At 73.1% G+C, this 23157-nt stretch carries 13 protein-coding genes; 10 read left to right on the top strand and 3 right to left on the bottom strand.

Annotated elements, in window-relative coordinates:
* The first annotated feature begins 157 nt into the window (after positions 1-157).
* From ACFVYS_RS11700 to moeZ, 5 genes are all read left to right on the top strand, one after another.
* A complete protein-coding gene (locus ACFVYS_RS11700) occupies positions 158-1957 on the top strand; it encodes a DUF3492 domain-containing protein (protein ID WP_389501121.1) in 1800 nt (599 codons plus the stop codon).
* Positions 1954-3300: a hypothetical protein gene (locus ACFVYS_RS11695; protein WP_389501119.1), complete on the top strand. Its 1347-nt coding sequence runs from the start codon at positions 1954-1956 to the stop codon at positions 3298-3300. Before ACFVYS_RS11700 ends, ACFVYS_RS11695 begins: the two co-directional genes overlap by 4 nt.
* Before the next feature lie 384 nt (positions 3301-3684).
* Positions 3685-4647, top strand: a complete 963-nt coding sequence (locus ACFVYS_RS11690) for an NAD-dependent epimerase/dehydratase family protein (RefSeq protein ID WP_389501117.1) — start codon at positions 3685-3687, stop codon at positions 4645-4647.
* On the top strand, positions 4635-5393 hold the full coding sequence (locus tag ACFVYS_RS11685; protein WP_389501115.1) for a spherulation-specific family 4 protein: 759 nt from the start codon (positions 4635-4637) through the stop codon (positions 5391-5393). Before ACFVYS_RS11690 ends, ACFVYS_RS11685 begins: the two co-directional genes overlap by 13 nt.
* Before the next feature lie 63 nt (positions 5394-5456).
* Positions 5457-6635 carry an adenylyltransferase/sulfurtransferase MoeZ gene (gene moeZ, locus ACFVYS_RS11680; RefSeq protein ID WP_020130817.1) on the top strand — a complete coding sequence of 393 codons (1179 nt, stop codon included), beginning with the start codon at positions 5457-5459 and terminating at the stop codon, positions 6633-6635.
* 86 nt (positions 6636-6721) lie between these two features.
* Here the strand turns inward: moeZ and ACFVYS_RS11675 are convergent, their stop codons facing one another.
* From ACFVYS_RS11675 to ACFVYS_RS11665, 3 genes are all read right to left on the bottom strand, one after another.
* Positions 6722-8284, bottom strand: coding sequence for an alpha/beta hydrolase (locus tag ACFVYS_RS11675; RefSeq protein ID WP_389501113.1), 1563 nt, complete (start codon positions 8282-8284; stop codon positions 6722-6724).
* A 137-nt stretch (positions 8285-8421) separates the two neighbouring features.
* Positions 8422-9966: an alpha/beta hydrolase gene (locus ACFVYS_RS11670; protein WP_389501111.1), complete on the bottom strand. Its 1545-nt coding sequence runs from the start codon at positions 9964-9966 to the stop codon at positions 8422-8424.
* A 76-nt stretch (positions 9967-10042) separates the two neighbouring features.
* The gene (locus ACFVYS_RS11665; protein ID WP_389501109.1) at positions 10043-12730 is read right to left on the bottom strand and encodes a lysylphosphatidylglycerol synthase domain-containing protein; all 2688 of its coding nucleotides are present in this window, start codon (positions 12728-12730) and stop codon (positions 10043-10045) included.
* Positions 12731-12918: 188 nt separating this feature from the next.
* Here ACFVYS_RS11665 and ACFVYS_RS11660 point away from each other — a divergent pair, with 188 nt between their 5' ends.
* The 5 genes from ACFVYS_RS11660 to nudC all read left to right on the top strand — a co-directional run bounded on the left by ACFVYS_RS11660 (position 12919) and on the right by nudC (position 23117).
* Positions 12919-13305 carry an MGMT family protein gene (locus ACFVYS_RS11660; protein WP_389501107.1) on the top strand — a complete coding sequence of 129 codons (387 nt, stop codon included), beginning with the start codon at positions 12919-12921 and terminating at the stop codon, positions 13303-13305.
* 293 nt (positions 13306-13598) lie between these two features.
* Positions 13599-16928, top strand: a complete 3330-nt coding sequence (locus ACFVYS_RS11655) for an ATP-dependent helicase (RefSeq protein ID WP_389501105.1) — start codon at positions 13599-13601, stop codon at positions 16926-16928.
* Positions 16929-17032: 104 nt separating this feature from the next.
* Entirely contained in the window at positions 17033-20533 is a 3501-nt protein-coding gene (locus tag ACFVYS_RS11650) for a UvrD-helicase domain-containing protein (protein WP_389501104.1), read from the top strand.
* A gap of 70 nt (positions 20534-20603) precedes the next feature.
* Complete coding sequence (locus tag ACFVYS_RS11645) at positions 20604-22016, top strand: dipeptidase (RefSeq protein ID WP_389501102.1); 1413 nt, start codon at positions 20604-20606, stop codon at positions 22014-22016.
* A 156-nt stretch (positions 22017-22172) separates the two neighbouring features.
* Positions 22173-23117 carry an NAD(+) diphosphatase gene (gene nudC / locus ACFVYS_RS11640; RefSeq protein ID WP_327184991.1) on the top strand — a complete coding sequence of 315 codons (945 nt, stop codon included), beginning with the start codon at positions 22173-22175 and terminating at the stop codon, positions 23115-23117.
* The last annotated feature ends 40 nt before the right edge of the window (positions 23118-23157 follow it).

Genomic DNA, 23157 nt, shown 5'->3' with positions numbered 1-23157 from the left:
GCCCCTCCCCCCACCCGAGCTCAGACCCCCGGCCACCGCTGGGGGTGCCGCCGCCCCCCCTCCGCCCCCCCCCACCACCACCTAGTCCGCATACGTTCGTCCCGCTGCGAGCCGCCGGGTCAACGGCGGCTCCCCAAACGGGAGATCGGGAGTGCGCGTGCGCATCGGACTGCTGACGGAGGGCGGCTATCCGTATCTGAGCGGTGACGCCGGACTCTGGTGCGACCGGCTCGTGCGCGGGCTCGGGCAGCACGAGTTCGACGTCTACGCGCTCAGCCGTGCCGAACACCAGCAGGAAGCGGGCTGGGTCGAGCTTCCGTCGCAGGTCAGCCGAGTGCGCACGGCACCGCTGTGGACGGCCGAGGACGACGGCGTCGCCTACGGCAGGCGTGCGCGCCGGCGCTTCGCGGAGTCCTACGGCGACTTGGTGACCGCGCTCTGTGAGGGGGACCCCCCGGACCCCGCGGCCCCCCCGGGAGCCGCTGCGGTTGCTGAGGCGGACCGTTTCGCCAATGGCCTGTACGGCCTCGCCGAACTCGCCCGGGACGAGGGCGGTCTGGTGGGAGCGCTCCGCTCGGAGAATGCCGTGCGCGCTCTGGAACGTGCCTGTCGCGCGCCCGGCGCGCTGCGTACGGCGCGCGAGGCGCGCGTGCCCGAGCTGCTCGCCGTCGCCGCGCACCTCGAACGCGCCCTGCGCCCCCTCTCGCTCGACTGGTACGGGGACGAGGGCGGAGGCGACGGGGGTGAGGGCCTCGGCGCGGTCGACCTGTGCCATGCCACGTCCGGCGGTGCGGCGGCCCTGCCCGGCCTGCTCGCACGGCACTTCTTCGACGTGCCGCTGCTGGTGACCGAGTACGGGGTCCGGCTGCGGACGCATTATCTGAGCTCGGGAACGGGTCCCTCGCCCGCGGGGTCCGCTGGGTCCGCGACCGCGCCGTCCGTCGAGGCGGCTCCGGCCGTACGGTCGCTGGTCGCCGCCTTCCACGGTCGGCTCGCCGGCGAGGTGTACCGGCAGGCGGCATGCATCACCCCCGGCAACGCACACGCCCGCCGCTGGCAGGAGCGATGCGGTGCCGAACGCGCCAAACTGCGCACCGTCTACCCGGGCATGGACGCGTCCCGCTTCGCCGAGGCGGGCGACTCCCTCGACACCGCCGATCCGCACACCCTGGTCTGGGTCGGCCGGGTGGAACCGGCCAAGGACCTGGTCTCCCTGCTGCACGCCTTCGCGGAGCTGCGCAGGCAGGAACCGCGCACCCGCCTGCGGATCATCGGCGCTCCGGCCGGGACGGAGGGGCAGGCCTACCTCGGCCACTGCAAGGTGCTGGCCGCACAGCTCTTCCCCGACGAGGCGGACGGACCGCACGCCGTCGGCGACAACCCGGTGTCCTTCGAGGAGATCGGCGGCCCGGACGCGCCCACCCTCGCCGAGGCGTACACGGCCGGTGCGGTGGTCGTCCTGTCCAGCGTCGTCGAGGGGTTCCCGGTCGGCCTGGTCGAGGCGATGTTCTGCGGCCGCGCGACCGTGTCCACCGACGTCGGCGCGGTGGTCGAGGTCATCGGCGGCACGGGACTGGTCGTTCCGCCGCGCAATCCGCGGGCGCTCGCCGAGGCGTGCGTGGCGCTGCTGCGCGACCCCGAGCGCCGTGCACGCCTCGGCGCGGCCGCCCGCGCCCGAGCCCTGGAACTCTTCACGGTCGAGCAGAACGTCACGGCATTTCACGGCATTTACCTGGAGCTCGTCGCCCAGGCCCCGGTGCGGCGATTCCTCTTCGACGACGGCGATCCCCGTCCGTTCGCCGTCCCGGCCGAGGCGTGCCTGACGGGCCACTGGACCGGTCCGGACATGCAGGCCACCGCCCGGGGCGGACCGGGCGGACCGGGCGGACCGGGCCGGGCGGCGGGTCCTGCGGCACGGGACGCCTCGCCGATCGCCGCGACGGAGGGTGCACGATGAGCGGGCTCGAAGAACTGGACCGACCGGGGACGCCCGGTACCCCGGGAACCCCCGGTGGTACTCCGGGAACCCCCGGTGGTACTTCGGGAACGCCCGGTACGCCGGGAACGCCCGGTACGCCGGGAACCCCCGGTAGGCCGGGAACGTCGTCGCCGGGAACGCCCGGCACGCCGGGGGCTGCGGAGGCGCCGGGGAGATTCGGGGCGCGCGTCGACGCCGGCGCCGAGGGGCGCCCACCGGCCGCTGCCCGCCGAGGCGCCGCGGATCCGGTGAAGGCCCTGATGCACCGTCACCGTGACCTGTGCGAACGCGCCGTCGACCCGCTGGAGATCGCGGCGGGACTTGAGGCCCACGGGGTCACCGACCGCACCGCCGCCCGCTTCCGGCACCGGGACGTCTTCTCCCTCGCGGAGGAGATGTACGCGCGCGTCCCCCGAGACGGCGACGCGCCCCCGCCCGCGACGGTCACGGCGGCCTCGCGGCCCCGCCTGGACCGGGCACTGCTCACCCTCCTGCCCGGCGTCCTGTGCGCCGCCGCCGTGACCGGTGTGCGCCTCACCCACGGGCGCACCTGTCTGCTCGTCGCCGCGGCGGGCATCCTCACCGTCACCCTCGCCCTGCGTGCGGTATTGCGCCGGGGGCCGCTGGGCCCGCACCGCGGCGCCCACCCCGGCCCGCACCGGACGGGTGCCTGGACCTGCTGGCTCCTCGGCTACGCGGCCCTCGGCGACAGCCTTCTGCGTGCCGCCGTCGCCGGAGGTCCCGACGGCCTGCCCGACGGGACCACGGGCGGCCCCTGGCCCTTCGCCGCCGCCCCGCTGCTGACCCTCGTCCTGGCCTGCGCGCCGGCCGCCTGGAGCGCCCACCTCCTCGCCGTAGGGGCGAGGCGCCGCCTGGACACCAGCCGTGGCCTGGAGGAGTTCGCCGCCTCCGTACAGCCGCTGCTGCTCGGCACCTTCGCCGTGTTCCTGTGCGCGCTGGGGGCGCTGACCCCGCTGTGCGCCGCGGTCCTGGGCGAACCGGCCGACTACGGGCACACCCTCACCCTGGGAGCGCTCCTCTTCCTCGCCCGACTCCTCACCGTGCACGGCTTCACCCACGCCCCGGCGGTCGTCCTCGGAGCCGTCGGCACGGCGGAGGCGCTCGCCCCGGCCACGGTCTTCGCGGGCCGGCTGCCCGGCTGCGGCTTCCTGGCCACCCCCGTGGAGAGCCTGGTGGCCGCCTGGGGCCCGGCCGGTGTCCCGTCCCTCGTCTGCGGAGCCGCCGCGCTGACCCTGCTGTTCCACGCGGCGCGCGCGCTGACCAGGGCCTCGGCCCACGCGCGAACGGACCAGCCGTGCTGACCGGCCCGGCCGTCCCGAACGGACCAGCCGTGCTCGACGGACCAGCCGTGCTCGACGGGCCGGCCGTGCCGACCCGAGCCCGCCCCCGTACCTGCCCGCCCCGCCCACGCCTGCCGTGGGCGGCGGCACGGCCACCGCGCAAGGCGCACCCCCCGCCGCACCCGGACCACGCGACGCACGTGTTCCTCCACCCAGCCGCACCCCACCGCAACACGCTTGAAGGAGAGACCAGATGACCACCTCCCGATCCGGAGCGACCGGAGATACCGGGGCCCCCGCGGTCACGGGCGCCCCCGCGGTCGCAGGAGCAGCCGGAGGACACGCGGCGACCGGAGCTCCCGCGGCCCCGGCCACAGCCACCGCGCACACCCCGGGAGCCGCACGATGAGGGTCCTGCTGATCGGAGCCAACGGCTACCTCGGCCGTTTCGTCGCCGACCGTCTGCTCGCCGACCCGGCCGTCCAGCTCACCGCGCTCGGCCGCGGCGACGACGCCGACGTCCGCTTCGACCTCGCCTCCGGCAGCCCCGGCGCGCTCACCCGCTTCCTCGACGCGGTCCACCCCCAGGTCGTCGTCAACTGCGCGGGCACCACCCGGGGCGGCGCCCGCGAACTCACCCGGCACAACACCGTCGCCGTCGCCACCGTCTGTGAGGCCCTGCGCCGCAGCGGCTGCGGCGCCCGTCTGGTGCAGATCGGCTGCGGCGCCGAGTACGGCCCGAGCCAGCCCGGCTCCTCGACGGCCGAGGACGCCGTGCCCCGCCCCGGCGGCCCGTACGGCGTCAGCAAGCTCGCCGCCACCGAACTCGTCCTCGGCTCCGGTCTGGACGCCGTCGTGCTCCGGGTCTTCTCGCCGGCCGGTCCGGGCACGCCCGCCGGCTCCCCGCTGGGCCGGCTCGCGGAAGCCATGCGCCGTGCCATGCAGTCCGGCGACGGCGAGCTCAAGCTCGGCGGCCTCGGCGTGCAACGCGACTTCATCGACGTCCGGGACGTCGCGCGCGCCGTGCACGCGGCCTCGCTCTCCGCCGCGCAGGGCGTCATCAACATCGGCGCGGGCCGCGCCGTCCGCCTGCGCGACGCCGCCGCGATCCTCGCGCGCGTGGCCGGGTACGGCGGCGCACTGCACGAACTCGACGGGCCGCCCGGCGTCCACCTCAGGCCCGCCATCGGCCACCCCCGCCCCGAGTCCGACCACGCGGGCCCCGTCGCGTACCCGTATCCGGACGGCTGCGGCACTTGGCAGCAGGCCGATGTGCGCACCGCCCGCGACCGGCTCGGCTGGCGGCCCCGCATCAACCTGGAGGAGTCCCTCGCCGACATCTGGATGGAGGCGGCATGTCGTATCTGACCGGAGTCCCGGCGGGCACCACGAGCGCCGGCACCACCGACGTCCGCACCGGCTTCGGCGTACCCGGCATAGCGCACCCCCTTCTCGCACCGACCGAGTGGCGCGAACTCGCCCGGTCCGGCAGACCCCTGCACTGGGTGGTCCTCGACGTCGCCGACGGCCCCGGCGTCCGCCCCGACCCGCGCTGCCTGGAGGCCGCGGGCCGGCTGCGCAACGCGGGCGTCCGGGTCCTCGGGCGCCTGGACACCCGCTACGGCGCCCGTCCCTTCGCCGAGGTGATCTCCGACGCACAGCGCCACCTCGACTGGTACCAGGTCGACGGTTTCCTCCTGGACCGGTGTCCGGCCGGGCGCGCCGAACTCCCCGGGCTGCGTCGCACGGTCGGGACACTCCGCACCCTCGGCGACGCGCCCCACATCGTCCTCGGGCACGGCACCCACCCGTACCCCGGCTACGCCGAGCACGCCGACCAGGTGGTCACCTTCTCGGGCTCCTGGAGCGACTACCGCTGGTCGCAGGTGGCCGAGTGGACCGCGGAGCACCCGCCCGAGCGCTTCTGCCATCTCGTGCACGGCGTGCCGCGCGGTCACCTCGACGAGGCGCTGCGCATCGCCCGCTGGCAGGGCGCCGCGACGATCTGGTTCACCGACGGCACCGACCGCGGCGGCCTCGTCGACCCCTGGGAGACCATGCCCGGCTACTGGGACGAACTCGTCTCGCGGATCGGAACGGGTGTCTCGGAATGAAGAAGGCCATGGCAGTGTTACGGGGAGAACAACTGTAGTGATCGACCGACCAACGGAGTCCCCGTGTCGCTGCCACCCCTGGTCGAGCCAGCCTCTGAGCTCACCGTAGACGAGGTTCGCCGGTACTCCCGCCACCTGATCATTCCCGATGTCGGGATGGACGGGCAGAAGCGGCTGAAGAACGCCAAGGTGCTCTGTGTGGGCGCCGGCGGCCTGGGCTCGCCGGCGCTGATGTACCTGGCCGCGGCGGGCGTGGGCACGCTCGGCATCGTGGAGTTCGACGAGGTCGACGAGTCGAACCTCCAGCGGCAGATCATCCACAGCCAGGCCGACATCGGCCGTTCCAAGGCCGCGTCCGCCCGCGACTCCGTCCTCGGCATCAACCCGTACGTGAACGTGGTCCTGCACGAAGAGCGGCTCGAGGCCGACAACGTGATGGACATCTTCAGCCAGTACGACCTGATCGTCGACGGCACGGACAACTTCGCGACCCGCTACCTGGTCAACGACGCGTGCGTGCTGCTGAACAAGCCGTACGTGTGGGGATCGATCTACCGCTTCGACGGCCAGGCGTCCGTCTTCTGGTCCGAGCACGGTCCCTGCTACCGCTGCCTCTACCCGGAGCCCCCGCCGCCGGGCATGGTCCCCTCCTGCGCCGAGGGCGGCGTGCTGGGCGTGCTGTGCGCGTCGATCGGCTCCATCCAGGTCAACGAGGCGATCAAGCTCCTCGCGGGCATCGGCGAGCCGCTGGTCGGCCGCCTGATGATCTACGACGCCCTGGAGATGCAGTACCGCCAGGTCAAGGTCCGCAAGGACCCCGACTGCGCGGTCTGCGGCGAGAACCCGACCGTCACCGAGCTCATCGACTACGAGGCCTTCTGCGGCGTCGTCTCCGAGGAGGCCCAGGCGGCGGCGGCCGGCTCGACGATCACTCCCAAGCAGCTCAAGGAGTGGATCGACGACGGCGAGAACATCGAGATCATCGATGTCCGCGAGCTCAACGAGTACGAGATCGTCTCCATCCCGGGCGCCAAGCTGATCCCGAAGAACGAGTTCCTGATGGGCACCGCCCTGGAGGCCCTGCCGCAGGACAAGAAGATCGTTCTGCACTGCAAGACGGGTGTCCGCAGTGCGGAAGTCCTCGCGGTGCTGAAGTCCGCGGGCTTCTCGGACGCCGTGCACGTCGGCGGCGGCGTGATCGGCTGGGTCAACCAGATCGAGCCGAGCAAGCCGATCTACTGACCCCGCTGCTCCCTTCGCGCACCGGGCTACCCGGTCCGGTCGGCGGGGGCTTCGCGTACCACGAGTGCGCGAAGCCCCCGCCGTCGTCATGAGCAGACCTTGCCGTCCTTCGGCACCGTCCCCTTCAACAGGTACGCGTCCACCGCCGAGTCGACGCAGTCGCTCCCGCTGCCGTACGCACCGTGTCCCTCGCCCTTCCAGGTGAGCAGCACACCGACGCCCTTGCCGAGCTCGTCCGCCATCTTCCGCGCGCCCTCGTACGGCGTCGCCGGGTCCCCGGTGTTGCCGACCAGCAGGATCGGCGCCGCGCCCGCCGCGCTCACCTCCGGGGTGTCGTACTGCCCGGCCACCGGCCAGTCGTGGCACCAGCCGGCCGTGTCCCAGCCCAGGAAGTCCCCGAACACGGGCGAGATCTTCTCGAACTCCGGCAGCAGCTTCTTCGTCTCCTCGGCGGTCTGCCGCTGCTTGTCGTCCAGGCACGATATGACCCGTTGCGAGTGGGTCGTCGTGCCGTAGTGCCCCGAGGTGTCCCGCTCGTTGTAGCCGTCGGCGAGCGTCAGCAGTTCGGAGCCGTCCCCGTCCTGCGCCGACTTCAGGGCGCTGGTCAGGCTCGGCCAGCCCTGCTTGCTGTACAGCGGCAGGACGATGCCGGTGACCGCGAGCGTCTGGGTCAGCTTGCGCCCGTCCGACGTGGGGAGCGGGTCGGTGTCGATCCGGTCCAGCAGGTCCGCGATCTCCTTGCTGCCCTTCGCGGGGTCCTGGCCCGTCGCCTCGAGGTAGTCGTCGAGTGCCCGCTGGAAGCCGCGTGCCTGGTTCTGCGCGTGGCCCACCGAGTCGGCGCTCGGGTCGACGACCGCGTCGAGGATCAGCCGCCCGACGTTCTTCGGGAACAGGTGGGCGTACACCCCGCCCAGTTCGGTGCCGTAGGAGATGCCGAAGTAGTGCATCTTCGCGTCGCCGAGGACCTGGCGCATCAGGTCCATGTCGCGGGCGGTGTCGGTCGTCGACACATGCGCCAGCAGCTTGCCGGCGGCCTTCTCGCAGCCCTTGCCGAACGCGGTGGCGTCCTCGAAGTACGCCTGTTCCTCGGCCGGGGTGTCCGGGGTGGAGTCGAGGGACTCGGCGGCCTGGATGCCCTTGTCGGTGCGGCAGCGGACGCCCTCGCTGGCGCCGACCCCGCGCGGGTCCCAGCTCACCAGGTCGTACTGCTCACGGAGCGAGGAGTACGCGGAACCGTAGGAGGGGAGTGTCGAGACTCCCGAGCCGCCGGGGCCGCCGAAGTTGAACAGCAGCGAGCCGGCCCGCTTGCTCCCCTCCGCCCGGGACTTGGTGCGCACCAGGGCGAGGCCGATCGTGTTGCCGTCCGGCTTCGCCCAGTCCAGGGGCACCTTCAGCGTCGCGCACTGCCAGTCGCTGCCCGGCGCGGCGGAGTCCGCGGTGGCCTTGCAACGTCCCCAGTCGAGCTTCTGTCCGGTCAGCGAGGCGGGCAGCACGGCCGTCGTGGCGGTCGCTCCGGAGGAGGCGCTGGGCTGCGCGTCGGCCGTACCGCCCTTGTCGTCCCCGTCCCCGTCCGACGCACCGCTGCTACAGCCCGCCACCAGCAGTGCTGCGGCGGCCCCCAGCGCCGTCCACCGTACGAATCGCGCCATGTGCACTTCCCCCCTTGCAGGCCGTCCGCGTTCGGCGGCGAACGGCTGTCAGGCCATATTAGGCGGCGCGCGGCCCACCCGTCGGGCCTGTGGATAACCTTTTGACCTGCGGATTTCCAGGGGAACTCGGGGCGGTGTCAGGAGCAGACGGTCCCTGCGGCCGGCACCTTGCCGGTCAGCAGGTAGCCGTTCACCGCCGTCTGTACGCAGGCGTTCTTGCTGCCGTACGCACCGTGCCCCTGCCCCTTGTACGTCAGCTCGACGCCGACCCCGCGGCCCAGCGCGGCCGCCATCTTCCGGGCCCCCTCGTACGGGGTCGCCGGGTCCCCGGTGTTGCCCACGACGAGGATCGGCGCCGACCCGGGCGCGCTCACGTCGGGATGGTCGGCGGCGCCGGGGACGGGCCAGTCGGTGCAACTGACCATGCCCCAGGCCAGGAAGTCCCCGAACAGGCTGGAGGCGGCCCGGAACTCCGGCAGCCGCTGCTGCACATAGGCGGTGGAGTAGCGGGGCTTGTCGTCGGCGCAGTTGATGGAGATGTTGGCGGCCGTGATGTTGCTGTACTCGCCGTTCTCGTTGCGGCCGTTCATCAGGTCGGACAGCAGCATGAGGATCTTGCCGTCCCCGGCGTAGGCCTGCTCCAGGCCTTCGGTGAGGTACTCCCAGAAGTCCTTCGAGTACAGCGCCTGCGCGATGCCGCTGGTCGCGGCGCTCTGCGTCAGTTCGCGCGGGAAGATGCCCGGGATCGGCTTGCCGTCCAGGTTTTTCAGAAGTCCCGCGATCCGGTCCTTCACGTCCTGGGCGGTCTCCCCGACGGGGCAGTCCTGCGTCTTGGACGTGCAGTCCTCGGCGAAGTTGTCGAGGGCGAGCTGGAAGCCCCTGGCCTGTCCCAGCGAGCCCTGTTCGGACGTCTGCGTCGGGTCGACGACCGCGTCGAAGACGGCGCGTCCCACGTTCTCGGGGAACAGGTGGGCGTACACACCGCCCAGTTCGGTGCCGTAGGAGATGCCGAAGTAGTACAGCCGGTCGTCGCCGAGGACCTGGCGCATCAGGTCCATGTCGCGGCCCGCGTCCGTGGTCCGCACGTTCGGCAGCATCTTCTTCGCGTTCTTCTCACAGGCCGCGTTGAAGTCCTTGGTGTTGTCCAGCAGCGCGGTGCGCTCGACGGCGTCGTCGGGTGTGCCGTCCTGCTGGAAGTACGCGTCGAGCTGCTGGTCGTTCTCGCATCGCAGGCCGGCGCTGCGGCCGACCCCGCGCGGGTCGAAACTGACCAGGTCGTAGCGGGTGCGCAAGGCCGCGTACTCCTCGCCGAAGGCGGGCAGGGTGGAGACGCCCGAGCCGCCCGGTCCGCCGAAGTTGAAGACCAGGGAGCCGATCCTGTCGCTCTCGTCGCCGCTCGTCCGGGCCCGGATCAGCGCGATGTCGATCGTGTCGCCCTTGGGGTCGTCCCAGTCGAGGGGCGCCTTCATGGTGGCGCACTGCCACTGGTCGCCGTCCGGCAGCGCGGAGGGGGCGCTGCCGCCGCCCTCCGCCTGGGAGGGGGCCGGGCAGTCCTTCCAGCTCAGCTCCTGTGCCGTCAGGTCCTCGTCCTGCGCGTCGTCGCCACAGCCCGCCACCATGGAGGACAGCAGCAGGGCGGTGGCGGTCACGGCGGCTGCGCGCAGGCGGGAGGGGTTCGGCATGATCCCATCCTGCGGTCGTGAGCCCGGGCACGCGCGCGGGGCGCGGGCCGTACGAGGTACGGGCGCCGACGCCCTCCTACAGGGCGCCCTTGCGGGTCAGGTGGTTGAAGGCCAGCCAGCCCGGCAGCACCGGCAGCCACAGCGTCAGCAGACGGAAGAGCAGCACCGCGGGAGCGGCGACCTCCTTGGGCAGGCCCACGGCGATCAGACCGACCGTCAGGGTCGCCTCCACTGCGCCGACTCCGCCCGGTGTCGGGGCGGCGGAGCCGAGCGCGTTGCCGGCGAGGAAGACGACGGCGACGCTGGCGATGCTGAGCGAGGTCGACTCGTCGCCGAACGCGCGGATCGACGCGTCCAGGCACATCACGAAGCAGGCGGTGAGGAGGAGCATGCCACCGATGCCGGTGACCAGCTTCTGCGGCCGCTGCAGCACGTCCAGCATGCGCGGCACGACACCGGCGAACAGGGACCGCACGCGCGTGACGACGAACTTGCGCAGGAACGGCACGGAGGTCACCACGAGCACGAGCACCGCCACCGTGAGCAGACCCGCGATGACGGTGCGGGACGGCGACAGCGACGGCGTCTTCTCGGTGCCGGTCAGATAGCCGAACGACAGCAGCATCAGGATGTGGCAGCCGAGCCCGAACAGCTGCGAGGCGCCGACGCTGGCCACCGCGAGGCCGGGCCGCACCCCCGCGCGCTGGAGGAAGCGGGTGTTGAGGGCCACCCCGCCGACCGCGGCCGGGGCCACGATCTTCACGAACGAGCCGGCGACCTGCGCGGCCACCGTCCGCGGGAACGGCACCCGCTCCGGCACGAACCCCAGCAGGGCCATCGCCGCGGCGACATAGCTCACCGCGGAGAACAGCACGGCCGCGGCCACCCAACCCCACTCGGCGTTGGCGATGAGCGGACCGAACTCGATGTGGGTGAGCTGCGTCAGCAGGAAGTAGGCGCCGATGGCACCGGCGATGAAACTCATCAGGGTGCGGGGCCGCACCCGCTCCAGCCGGGCCGGCTCGACCGGTGCCTGGGGCCGGATCAGCAGCACCTCGTGCCGGATCTGCGTCAGCAGATCCTCCTCGCGGGCCTCCTCCAGCGCGTCGTCGATGGCCCGCTTCTCGGCCCGCGCCTCCGCGCGTACGGCCTTCTTGTCCGGCTTCTCGAGGACGACGGGCGCGGTCTCGTGCCCTGCCGCCTCCAGACGGGCCTGCTTGGCCTGCTGCGAGGCCTCCAGGACCGCCTCGCGTTCCCGCTGCGCACGCTCGCGTGCCAGCCGGCGCAGCGTCGCGCGCGTGGAGCGGGTCAGCGCGATGGGCTGGAGCATCGGCAGACAGTCCGCGACCGAGTCCGGTCCGAGCACGCCCACCGCGGAGGCCACCGCCCGTTCGGCGCCCACCAGCAGGCCGAGCGTGGTCACCAGCTGGGCGACGTCCATGCGCAGCAGCAGGTCGCCGGCCGCGATCTCACCGCCGCGCAGATCGGTGAGGATCACCGCGCCGGAACGATCCACCAGAATCGCGTCACCCGCGAGCCGCCGGTGCGCGATGCGCCGCGACTGGAGTGCCTGCACCTGGTGCCAGGTGTTGCGCAGCAGGTCGTCGGTGATCTCGTCGTCCGCCAGCGAGTCGAGGGTGCGACCGCCGGTGTGCTCGTAGACGAGCATGACCGCGTCGGGACCGAGCTCGGAGGTCGCGATCAGCTTCGGCGCGTTGGCGCCGGCCGCGATGGCCGCGTAGGCGAGCAGCGCCTCCTGTTCGAGCGCCTGGCGCAGGGACTGGAGGCTGCTGCGGGTGGCGAAGCCGCGCAGGGTCAGATTGCGCCACGCCCGGTAGAAGAACCCTTGGGCCTGCTGTTCCCGGTCGACGACCGTGACGTCGAGCGGTGGACCGTCCTCCAGGGTGACGAAGTAGCGTCTGCCCCGGTCGCTCTCCGCCGCGTCCGGGCCCTCCTCGCGGGCGGCGCTCACCGGGCGGAAGCCGACGTGCCGCAGGCCCGCCATCAGCGTCCGTCCCGTGGGGCGCACGTTCGGGGAGCCGACCGCGTAGAGCGTCCCGTACGCGACCGTCCAGCCGATCAGCACCGTGAGGATGATCGAGAAGGGCGTCGTGTAGCCGGTGACGAGCATCGAGAAGGCGTCGAGGAGCAGCACGATCCACAGCACCGAACGCCAGCGCGGCCGACGGGACATGCCGACGGCCGTCATATAGGCGATGACGGGCGCGAGGTAGCCGTGCACGGGGTCGGTGAGGGCGTGGATGTCACCGGGGGAGGGCTGGGTGAGCGCCTCCTGGATCGAGCCCGGGGCGCCCTTGGCGACCCACAGGTCGGTGGCGAGGGTCACACCGTGCGCGAGGACCGCGGCGAGGACACCGTCGGCGATGCGCAGCCCGTCGCGTTTGATCAGCCGCTCGATCGCGAACGCGACCGGCACCAGCAGGATCGCGATGCTGGACGCCAGCCCCGCGATCTTGATGAGGAGATCGGGGGCCTGTCCGGTGCCCTTGTTGATGTCCTGTTCGAGACCCGAGGTCGTCCCGTGTGCGAAGGCGGCGATGCCCAGGAGCAGGGCCACGGCGAGCACGCCCACCAGCAGCCGCATCAGGTCGGAGGGACGGTGCACGCGCGCGGGGAGCAGCGGTTCGTCGCCCTCGACCTCGTCGATGTGCACCTCTTCCCGTGCCTCGTCGGTGGTGTCCGGGCGCGGGGCAGCGTCAGAGGTGCTTTCCGCGCCCTCAGGATGCACGCCCTGCTGCTTCATCGTCTCTTCTTGATCTCGTATCACCGGTGTCACCGCCCGCACGATGGTGGCATGCCCCACCGACACACGGGGGCATCAGGGTGCAAACGCGGGGGCGCACAGTCTGCCTGAAGCGCCGCCCGGGGGCGAGGGTCACACAGGGTCGCGGGCCCGTCGCATTGTCGGTGCCGTGGGGCAGGATGGGGCGGATGAGCGAGCAGAGCCTTCCGGACGACGCCCGCGCGGAGTACACGGACACGCTTCCGGAGTACGCCGAGCGGGTCCTCGAGGTCGCGGAGCTGATCCCGCCCGGGCGGGTCATGACGTACGGGGACGTCGCGGAGTGGCTGGAGGAGGGTGGGCCGAGACAGGTGGGCCGGGTGATGGCTCTCTACGGCGGCGCCGTCCCGTGGTGGCGAGTGGTCCGCGCGGACGGGATGCTGCTCCCGGGCCACGAGCTGCGGGCGCTGGCCTGCTACCGCGCCGAGGGCACTCCGCTGAAGCAGGCGAGCAGGGCCGCCCAGGGGCACCTGCCGCGCCTCGACATGAAGCGGGCGCGGTGGGACGGCGGCGAGCGCGCGGAAGGTCACACCTGACAGCTTCCGCCATCGGGCGGCGCCGAGGGGATCTTGTGGCCCGTACGGGGGAAACAGTGCAAAGGGGGCACGTGCGCGGCATGGCGTACGTTCGAGGGGCGAAGGACGTGCGTGGCATCCGGGCCGGGAGGAGCGTGAGGGCCGTGAGGGCCTCGAGAGAAGAATCGGAAGCCGTCCGTCCGGCCCGCTCGTCGGCGTAGCGTCGACGGCACGCGTCCCCCTCATCCCGTGATCACCGCTCGCCCCGATCGGTGCTCCGTCAACCAGTACACCCACCAGGACCGGCGAACCACGTGAGCTCCTCTTCCTCCACCAGGCGCCTGTCGCACCCCCAGGGGCGACAGGGGGACCGTGGCGCTTACCGGCTGGTGCGTACCCCGCCGACCAGGGTGGGTCCCCCACGTCTGGACGCCGCACAGCGCTCCGTGGTTGACCACGGTGCCGGCCCCCTGCTCGTCCTCGCAGGTCCGGGCACCGGGAAGACCACCACCCTCGTCGAGTCCGTGGCGGCCCGGATCGCCGGCGGGGGCGACCCCGAGCGCATCCTGGTGCTCACGTTCAGCCGCAAGGCCGCCGTGGAGCTGCGGGACCGGATGGCGCATCGCATGGGCGCCGCCCGCGCGCCCCAGGCGACCACCTTCCACTCGTACTGCTACGCCCTGATCCGCGCCCACCAGGACGCCGACCTGTTCGTGGAACCCCTGCGGCTGCTGTCGGGACCCGAGCAGGACGTGGCCGTCCGCGAGCTGCTCGAGGGCCAGCTCGACCTGCAGCGGCTCGGTCTCGCGCATGTGCGCTGGCCGGACGAGCTGCGCGCCTGCCTCACCACGCGCGGCTTCGCCGACGAGGTCCGCGCGGTGCTCGCCCGCAGCCGCGAACTGGGCCTCGACCCCGCGGCCCTGGACGCCTTCGCGCACCGCATCGGCCGCCCCGACTGGCGCGCCGCCGCCGCCTTCCTCGCCGAGTACCTCGACGTGCTCGATCTGCACGGCGTGATCGACTACGCGGAACTCGTCCACCGCGCGGTGCTCCTCGCCCACCGCCCCGAGGTGGCCGAGCGGCTCGCCGCGCGGTACGACGCCGTGTTCGTCGACGAGTACCAGGACACCGACCCGGCCCAGGTCCGGCTGCTGCACGCCCTCGCCGGCGGCGGCCGCAGCCTGGTCGCCTTCGGCGACCCCGACCAGTCGATCTACACCTTCCGGGGCGCCGACGTGAACGGCATCCTGGACTTCCCCGACGACTTCCCCCGCCCCGACGGCCGTCCGGCGCCCGTCGAGGTCCTGCGCACCTCCCGACGCTCCGGTGCCGGCCTCCTGGCCGCCACCCGGCTGCTCACCCAGCGGATGCCCCTGACCCGCCTCCCGGCCGAGAAGGTCCGTGCCCACCGCGAGCTGGCCGCCGCACGCGAAGGCGGCCGCGTCGAGGTCTACACGTACCCGACCCCCGGCACCGAGCTGGACAACGTCGCCGACATCCTGCGCCGCGCGCACCTGGAGGACGGCGTGCCCTGGAGCGAGATGGCCGTCTTGGTGCGCGCCGGCTCCCGCACCATCCCGACGGTCCGCCGCGCCCTCACCGCCGCCGGCGTCCCCCTCGACATCGACGGCGACGATCTCCCCCTGCGCCACGAGCCCGCCGTGGCGCCCCTGCTGACGGCCCTGCGGGCGGTGGCGACGGCTGAGGCCTCCGCGGCGCCACCGGCGGGGGACGAGGCCCCCGCGGCCGGCGCGGACGCCTGTTGGCTGGACACCGAGACCGCCCTCACCCTCCTCGCCTCCCCGCTCGCCGGCATGGACGCCGCCGATCTGCGCCGCCTCGGCCGGGCCCTGCGCGAGGAGGAGCGCGCCGCGGGCAACGCGCTGCCGCCGCCCTCCGCCGAACTGCTCGCGCGCGCCCTGGCCGAGCCGGAGCGCCTGGTCGCCCACGACCCCACGTACGCGCGCGGTGCCCAGCGGCTCGGCGCGCTGCTGGCGGCCGCCAGGCAGGGCCTCGCGCGCGGCGGTACGGCCGAGGAGGCCCTGTGGGGCCTGTGGGACGGCACGCCCTGGCCCACGCGTCTGGAGCGGGCCGCCCGGCGCGGCGGCGCGGCCGGCCGGAACGCCGACCGGGACCTGGACGCCGTGTGCGCGCTGTTCGCCACCGCCGCGCGCGCGGAGGAACGCACCGGCGGCCGGGGCGCCCTGAACTTCCTGGCCGAGATCGAGGCCGAGGACATCGCCGCCGACACCCTCACCCGGCGTGCCGTGCGCCCCGACGCCGTACGTCTGATGACCGCCCACCGCGCCAAGGGCCTGGAGTGGAGCCTGGTCGTCGTGGCCGGCGTCCAGGAAGGGCTGTGGCCGGACCTGCGCCGCCGGGGCTCCCTCCTGGAGGCGGACCGCATCGGGCGCGACGGACTCGCCGAGCCGCTCACCCCGGGAGCGCTGCTCGCCGAGGAGCGCCGCCTGTTCTACGTCGCCGCCACACGCGCGCGGGAGCGGCTCGTCGTCACCGCCGTGAAGGCGCCCGCCGACGACGGCGACCAGCCCTCCCGCTTCCTGACCGAACTCGGCGTCGAGCCCAAGGACGTCACCGGCCGCCCGCGCCGCCCCCTGGCGGTCGCCGCGCTGGTCGCCGAACTGCGCGCCACGACGGTCGACCCACGGGCCTCCGCCCCCCTCCGGGAGGCCGCCGCCCGCCGGCTGGCCCGGCTGGCCGCGCTCGCCGACGAGGACGGCAGGCCCCTGGTGCCGTCCGCCCACCCGTACCGCTGGTGGGGCATGTTCGAGCCGACCGAGAGCAAGGTGCCGCTGCGCGACCGCGACCAGCCCGTCGTGCTCTCCGGCAGCGCCCTCGACCAGCTCGCCAACACCTGTGCCCTCCAGTGGTTCCTGGGCCGCGAGGTAAAGGCGGACGCCCCCGCCACCGTCGCCCAGGGGTTCGGCAACGTGGTGCACGTACTCGCCGACGAGGTCGCCTCCGGGCACACCCCGGCCGACCTCGACGTCCTCATGGAGCGCCTCGACTCCGTGTGGAACGCCCTCGCCTTCGACGCCCCGTGGAAGTCCGCACAGGAGAAGACACACGCGCGTGTGGCGCTCGAACGCTTCCTGAAGTGGCATGTGATGGACCGCACGGGCCGCACACCGGTCGCCAGCGAGCACGACTTCGACGTCACCCTCGAAGCGGGCGAGTACGAGGTACGCATCCGCGGCCAGATGGACCGCGTGGAGGCCGACGCCGAAGGCCGTGCCTACGTCGTCGACTTCAAGACCGGCAAACACGCGCCGACCGCCCGCGAGGTGGAGCGCCACCCCCAGCTCGCCGTGTATCAGCTCGCCGTCCGCGAGGGAGCCGTCGACGAGGCCTTCGACGGCGTACGGCCCGCTCCGGGCGGTGCCGAACTCGTCCAGCTGCGGCAGAGCGCCGCCAAGCGGGACGGCGGCGAGAGCCTGCCCAAGGTGCAGGCGCAGGAAGCCATCGAGGGCGCGGCGGGGGAGTGGGTCGGTGACCTGCTCGCCACGGCGGCCGGCAAGGTCCTCGACGAGCGGTTCACGCCGACCGCCGGCCAGCAGTGCACCCACTGCGCGTTCCGCGCCTCGTGCAGCGCCCGGCCCGAGGGACGGCACGTGGTCGAGTGACAGACCCGTGTGACGGACCGCACCACGGGCGTTGACCTGCGCTTCTCTCCTTCCCTGCGGGCGATTTGTCATCGACTGTCAGTGCCCGCCGCTAGCCTCTCCCCATGCCCGCCCGTATCAGCGATCCCGAGCAGCTCAAGGAGCTCCTCGGGATCCCCTTCACACCGGAGCAGACGGCCTGCATCACCGCGCCGCCCGCCCCGCAGGTGATCGTGGCCGGAGCCGGGTCGGGCAAGACGACGGTGATGGCCGCGCGCGTGGTGTGGCTGGTCGGCACCGGCCAGGTCGCCCCCGACCAGGTCCTCGGCCTGACCTTCACCAACAAGGCCGCCGGAGAACTCGCCGAGCGCGTCCGCAAGGCACTGGTCAAGGCGGGCGTCACCGACCCCGACCTCATCGACCCGGACAACCCGCCGGGCGAGCCGGTGATCTCCACCTACCACTCCTTCGCGGGCCGCCTGCTGACCGACCACGGCCTGCGCATCGGCCTGGAGCCGACGTCCCGCCTGCTCGCCGACGCCACCCGCTACCAGCTCGCCGCCCGGGTGCTCCGCGAGGCCCCCGGCCCCTACCCGTCGCTCACCCGCTCCTTCGCCGACCTGATCAGCGACCTCCTCGCGCTCGACGCCGAACTCGCCGAACACCTCGTCCGGCCCGAGGACCTGCGCGCGTGGGACGCCGCACTGCTGAACGGCCTGGAGGGCGCCAGACTCACCAACGCCGACCTGCGCAAGGTGCCCGAGACGGCCGCCGCCCGGCGCGAACTGGCCGAGCTGGTGCTGCGCTACCGGACCGCCAAGCGAGAGCGCGACCTGCTCGACTTCGGTGACCAGATCGCCCTGGCGGCCAAGCTCGCCCAGGTTCCCGAAGTGGGCCCGATCCTGCGCGAGGAGTTCCGTGTGGTCCTCCTCGACGAGTACCAGGACACCTCGGTGGCCCAGCGCATCCTGCTGGCCGGCCTGTTCGGCGGCGGCACCGGGCACCCCGTGACCGCCGTCGGCGACCCCTGCCAGGCCATCTACGGCTGGCGTGGCGCCTCCGTGGCGAACCTCGACGACTTCCCCGAGCACTTCGCGCACACCGACGGAAGCAGGGCGCGACGCCAGTCGCTCAGCGAGAACCGCCGCAGCGGCGGCCGCCTCCTGGACCTCGCCAACGGCCTCGCCGAGCCGCTGCGCGCCATGCACGCGGGCGTGGAGGCCCTGCGCCCGGCCCCCGGTGCCGAACGCGACGGAGTGGTGCGCTGCGCCCTCCTGAACACGCACGCCGAGGAGATGGACTGGATCGCCGACTCCATCGCCCACCTCGTGCGCACCGGCAAGGCGCCCGGTGAGATCGCCGTCCTGTGCCGTACGGCCACCGACTTCGCGGAGATCCAGGGCGCGCTGGTCGCCCGTGACATCCCCGTCGAGGTGGTGGGTCTCTCCGGTCTCCTGCACCTGCCCGAGGTCGCCGACCTGGTCGCCGTCTGCGAGGTCCTCCAGGACCCCGGCGCCAACGCCTCCCTGGTCCGCCTGCTCACCGGCCCGCGCTGGCGCATCGGCCCCCGCGACCTCGCGCTCCTGGGCCGAAGGGCACGGCTGCTCGTCACCCACGCGCGCGGGGGCGGCGACGACGACCCGGACCGCCGGCTCGCCGAGGCCGTCGAGGGGGTGGACCCGTCCGAGGTGATATCGCTCGCGGACGCCCTCGACACCTTCCTGGAGACGCCCCTGTACGGCGACGGCGGTGCCGGGTACGACGACGGGCTGCCCTTCTCGCCGGACGCGCGCGTGCGGTTCGCGCGACTCGCCACCGAGCTGCGCGACCTGCGCCGGTCCCTGGCCGACCCCCTGATGGACGTGCTGCACCGCGTCCTCGCCGTCACCGGACTGGAGGTCGAACTGTCGGCGTCCCCGCAGGCTCTGGCCGCCCGGCGCCGCGAGACCCTGTCCAACTTCCTCGACGTCGCCGCCTCCTTCGCCGCGAGCGAGAGCCAGGCGAGCCTGCTGGCCTTCCTCGGCTTTCTGCGTACCGCCGCCCAGTACGAGAAGGGCCTCGACAACGCCCTCCCGGGCGGCGAGAACACCGTCAAGGTGCTCACCGCGCACAAGTCCAAGGGCCTGGAGTGGGATGTCGTCGCCGTCCCCGGCCTGGTCACCGGGACCTTCCCCAGCGGCCAGGGCCGCGAGAAGTGGACCGCCCAGGCCAAGGTGCTGCCGCACGAACTGCGCGGCGACGCCGACACCCTCCCCGACCTCGGCTCCTGGGACGCGCGGGGCATGAAGGCCTTCCACGAGGCCATGAAGGACCACCAGCACACCGAGGAACTCCGCCTCGGGTACGTCACCTTCACCCGCCCCCGCTCCCTGCTCCTCGGGTCCGGCCACTGGTGGGGTCCCGTTCAGAAGAAGCCGCGCGGTCCGTCCGACTTCCTCCAGGAGTTGTACCGACACTGCGCGGCCGGGCACGGCGAGATCGAGGCCTGGGCGGACGAACCCGAGGAGGAGGCGGAGAACCCCGTCCTGCACCGGCCGACGGCCGACCAGGTCTGGCCGCTCCCCCTGGACGACGACTCCCTCGCCCGCCGCCGCGCCGCCGCCGAGACCGTCCTCGCCCATCTGGAGGACCTCGCCTCGCACCAGGACGGCCACCCCGGTGCCACCCACGACCCGGACACCTACGACGACCCGGACTGGCCCCCGCCACCGGACGAGGACGAGCTCTCCTACGAGCCCGCATACGACGAGCCCGCATACGGGGATCCCGAATACGACGATCCCGAGTACCGGGCGGACGCGTCGTACGGCGCGTCCGACCCGTTCGGGGACGCGCCCTTCGAGAACACCCCCCTCGCCGTGCCGCACCAGGCGACGGCCCCCGAGCTTCCCGCGACCCGCCCGCGCAGGCCCTCCCTCACCTCTGAGGAAGCCCGCGCCGTCGCCTCCTGGGACCGTGACCTCGACGCGCTCGCCGGCGAGCTGCTCCGCGCCCGCCGCAGCGTCACGGACGTGACTCTTCCCACGACCCTGACCGCCTCGCAGGTCCTGCGGCTGGCCGCCGACCCGGACGGTCTCGCGCAGGAACTCGCGCGCCCCATGCCGCGCCCCCCGCAACCGGCCGCGCGCCGGGGCACCAGGTTCCACGCATGGGTGGAGGCCCGCTTCGAGGAGCTGACGCTTCCCCTGCTGGAACCGCACGAGCTGCCCGGCGAGGACGCCGAGATCGCCGACGAACGCGACCTGGAAGCCCTCAAGGAAGCCTTCGAGAGCACCGAGTACGCCCACCGCACGCCGTACCGCGTCGAGGCCCCCTTCCAGCTCGCCCTCGCCGGCCGCGTCGTACGGGGCCGTATCGACGCGGTCTACAAGGAGGGCGACGGAGACACGGCCACCTACGACATCGTCGACTGGAAGACCCACCGGGCCCGCACCGCCGACCCCCTCCAGCTCGCTCTCTACCGGCTCGCGTGGGCCGAGCAGCAGGGTGTGCCCGTGGAATCCGTCACAGCGGCGTTCCTCTATGTACGCAGCGGCGACGTCGTACGACCGGAGGGTCTGCCCGATCGTGCCGCCCTGGAGCGCCTGTTGACCGGCGAAGACGGTGCCGAGGACGAGCGCGGCTGACCGGCCGCGCAAGTAAACCCTGCGCAAGGGCCCGGCGAGGATGCCGGTGCGGGCCGATAGGCTCGTGACCATGAGCCATACCGTTGACAGTGCCGTCAGCGCCGTCCGCACGTACATCGAGCAGCACCGCGCCGCCTTCCTCGACGACCTCGCCGAATGGCTGCGCATCCCCTCGGTGTCGGCACAGCCCGATCACGCCCCCGACGTGCGGCGCAGCGCGGACTGGCTCGCGGCCAAGCTCAAGGAGACCGGCTTCCCGACCGTCGAGGTCTGGCAGACGCCGGGCGCTCCGGCCGTCTACGCGGAGTGGCCGTCCGGCGATCCGCAGGCTCCCACCGTCCTGGTCTACGGCCATCACGACGTGCAGCCCGCCGCCCGCGAGGACGGCTGGGACAGCGACCCCTTCGAGCCCGTCGTCCGCGGAAACCGCCTGTACGCGCGGGGCGCGGCCGACGACAAGGGCCAGGTCTTCTTCCACACCCTCGGTGTCCGCGCCCACCTCGCCGCCACCGGCCGCCCGGCCCCGGCCGTCGGCCTCAAGCTGCTGATCGAGGGCGAGGAGGAGTCCAGCTCCCCGAACTTCCGAGCCCTGGTCGAGGAGCAGGCGGACCGGCTCGCCGCGGACGCCGTGATCGTCTCCGACACCGGGATGTGGTCCGAGGACACCCCCACGGTGTGCACCGGCATGCGCGGCCTCGCCGAGTGCGAGATCCGGCTGTCCGGCCCCGACCAGGACATCCACTCGGGCTCCTTCGGCGGTGCCGTGCCCAACCCCGCCACCGCGGCCGCCCGCCTGGTCGCGGCCCTGCACGACGAGCACGCGCGCGTGGCCGTTCCCGGCTTCTACGACGGCATCGTCGAACTCACCGACCGCGAACGCGAGCTCTTCGCCGAGCTGCCGTTCGACGAGGACCGGTGGCTGCGCACCGCCAGGTCGCGCGCCACCCACGGCGAGGCCGGACACACCACCCTGGAGCGCGTCTGGGCCCGCCCCACCGCCGAGGTCAACGGCATCGGCGGCGGCTACCAGGGCCCGGGCAGCAAGACGATCATCCCGTCCTCGGCCTTCGTGAAGCTGTCGTTCCGGCTGGTCGCCGGCCAGGACCCCGCGCACGTGGAGAAGGCCGTCCGCGCCTGGGCCGCCGAGCAGCTGCCCGCCGGGATCCGGCACGAGATCACGTTCAGCCCCGCCACGCGCCCGTGTCTGACCCCGCTGGACCACCCGGCGCTCCGGTCCGTGGTCCGCGCCATGGGCCGCGCCTTCGAAGGGCCCGTCCGCTTCACCCGGGAGGGCGGCTCGGGACCGGCCGCCGACCTTCAGGAGGTCCTCGGCGCCCCCGTGCTCTTCCTGGGCATCTCCGTCCCCTCGGACGGCTGGCACGCGCCGAACGAGAAGGTCGAGCTGGACCTTCTCCTCAAGGGCGTCGAGACCACCGCGTACCTCTGGGGCGACCTGGCCGAGAACTGGCGCCGTGCGCCCTGACGCCCCCGCACGGTCCGGAGGGGACACGCGCGCGGGGCACACTGGAAAGACCGCCCCCGCACCGCGACACCGCACCGAGACCGGTCGTCCTCTGCCGTACGTCCCGCTGAACCGCCCGCCGAAACAACCGTTCCACCGGGGGAGTTGGAAGTACCCGTGACCACCTGGACCGACCAGAACGCCGATCGCCCCATCTCGCTCACCGCGCCGAGCGGTGTCGACCGGGCCGCCCACCACCGGCTCGACGAGGCCTGGCTCGCCGCGGCGTGGAGCCACCCCACGACACGTTGTTTCGTCGTCTCCGGCGGCCAGGTCCTCATCGACGAGACGTCCGAAGGCCACACCGAGCTCGTCATGACCCCGTCGTTCGAGGCGCCCCTCACCGAGGCGCACCGCTACTTCCTGGGGACCGACGAGGACGGCGTCAGCTACTTCGCCCTCCAGAAGGACGCGCTCCCCGGCCGTATCGACCAGTCCGCGCGCCCCGCCGGTCTGCGCGAGGCCGGCCTGCTGCTGTCGCCGCGCGAGACAGGACTGATGGTCCACGCGGTGGCCCTGGAGAACTGGCAGCGCCTGCACCGCTTCTGCTCCCGCTGCGGCGAGCGCACGGTGATCGCCGCGGCCGGCCACATCCGCCGCTGCCCCGCCTGCGGTGCTGAGCACTACCCGCGGACCGACCCCGCGGTGATCATGGCCGTCACGGACGAGGAGGACCGCATCCTCCTCGGTCGCCAGGTCCACTGGCCCGAGGGCCGCTTCTCGACCCTGGCCGGCTTCGTCGAGCCCGGCGAGTCCATCGAGCAGTCCGTGCGCCGCGAGGTCTTCGAGGAGGCCGGCATCACCGTCGGCCAGGTCGACTACATCGCCAGCCAGCCCTGGCCCTTCCCGTCCAGCCTCATGCTGGGCTTCATGGCCCGTGCCACGTCCACCGACATCAACGTCGACGGCGACGAGATCCACGAGGCCCGCTGGTTCTCCCGCGACGAACTGGGCGCCGCCTTCGAGGCCGGCGAGGTGCTGCCCCCCTACGGCATCTCCATCGCGGCCCGGCTGATCGAGCTCTGGTACGGCAAGCCGCTGCCGACCCGCAGCTTCATCTGACCCACGACGCGGGAAGGGCGGTCCCCCGACACCTCGGGGG

The organism is Streptomyces sp. NPDC058295, from assembly GCF_042880655.1.
GTDB classification, from domain to species: domain Bacteria; phylum Actinomycetota; class Actinomycetes; order Streptomycetales; family Streptomycetaceae; genus Streptomyces; species Streptomyces coriariae.
This window is presented reverse-complemented; position numbering and strand designations above follow the sequence as displayed.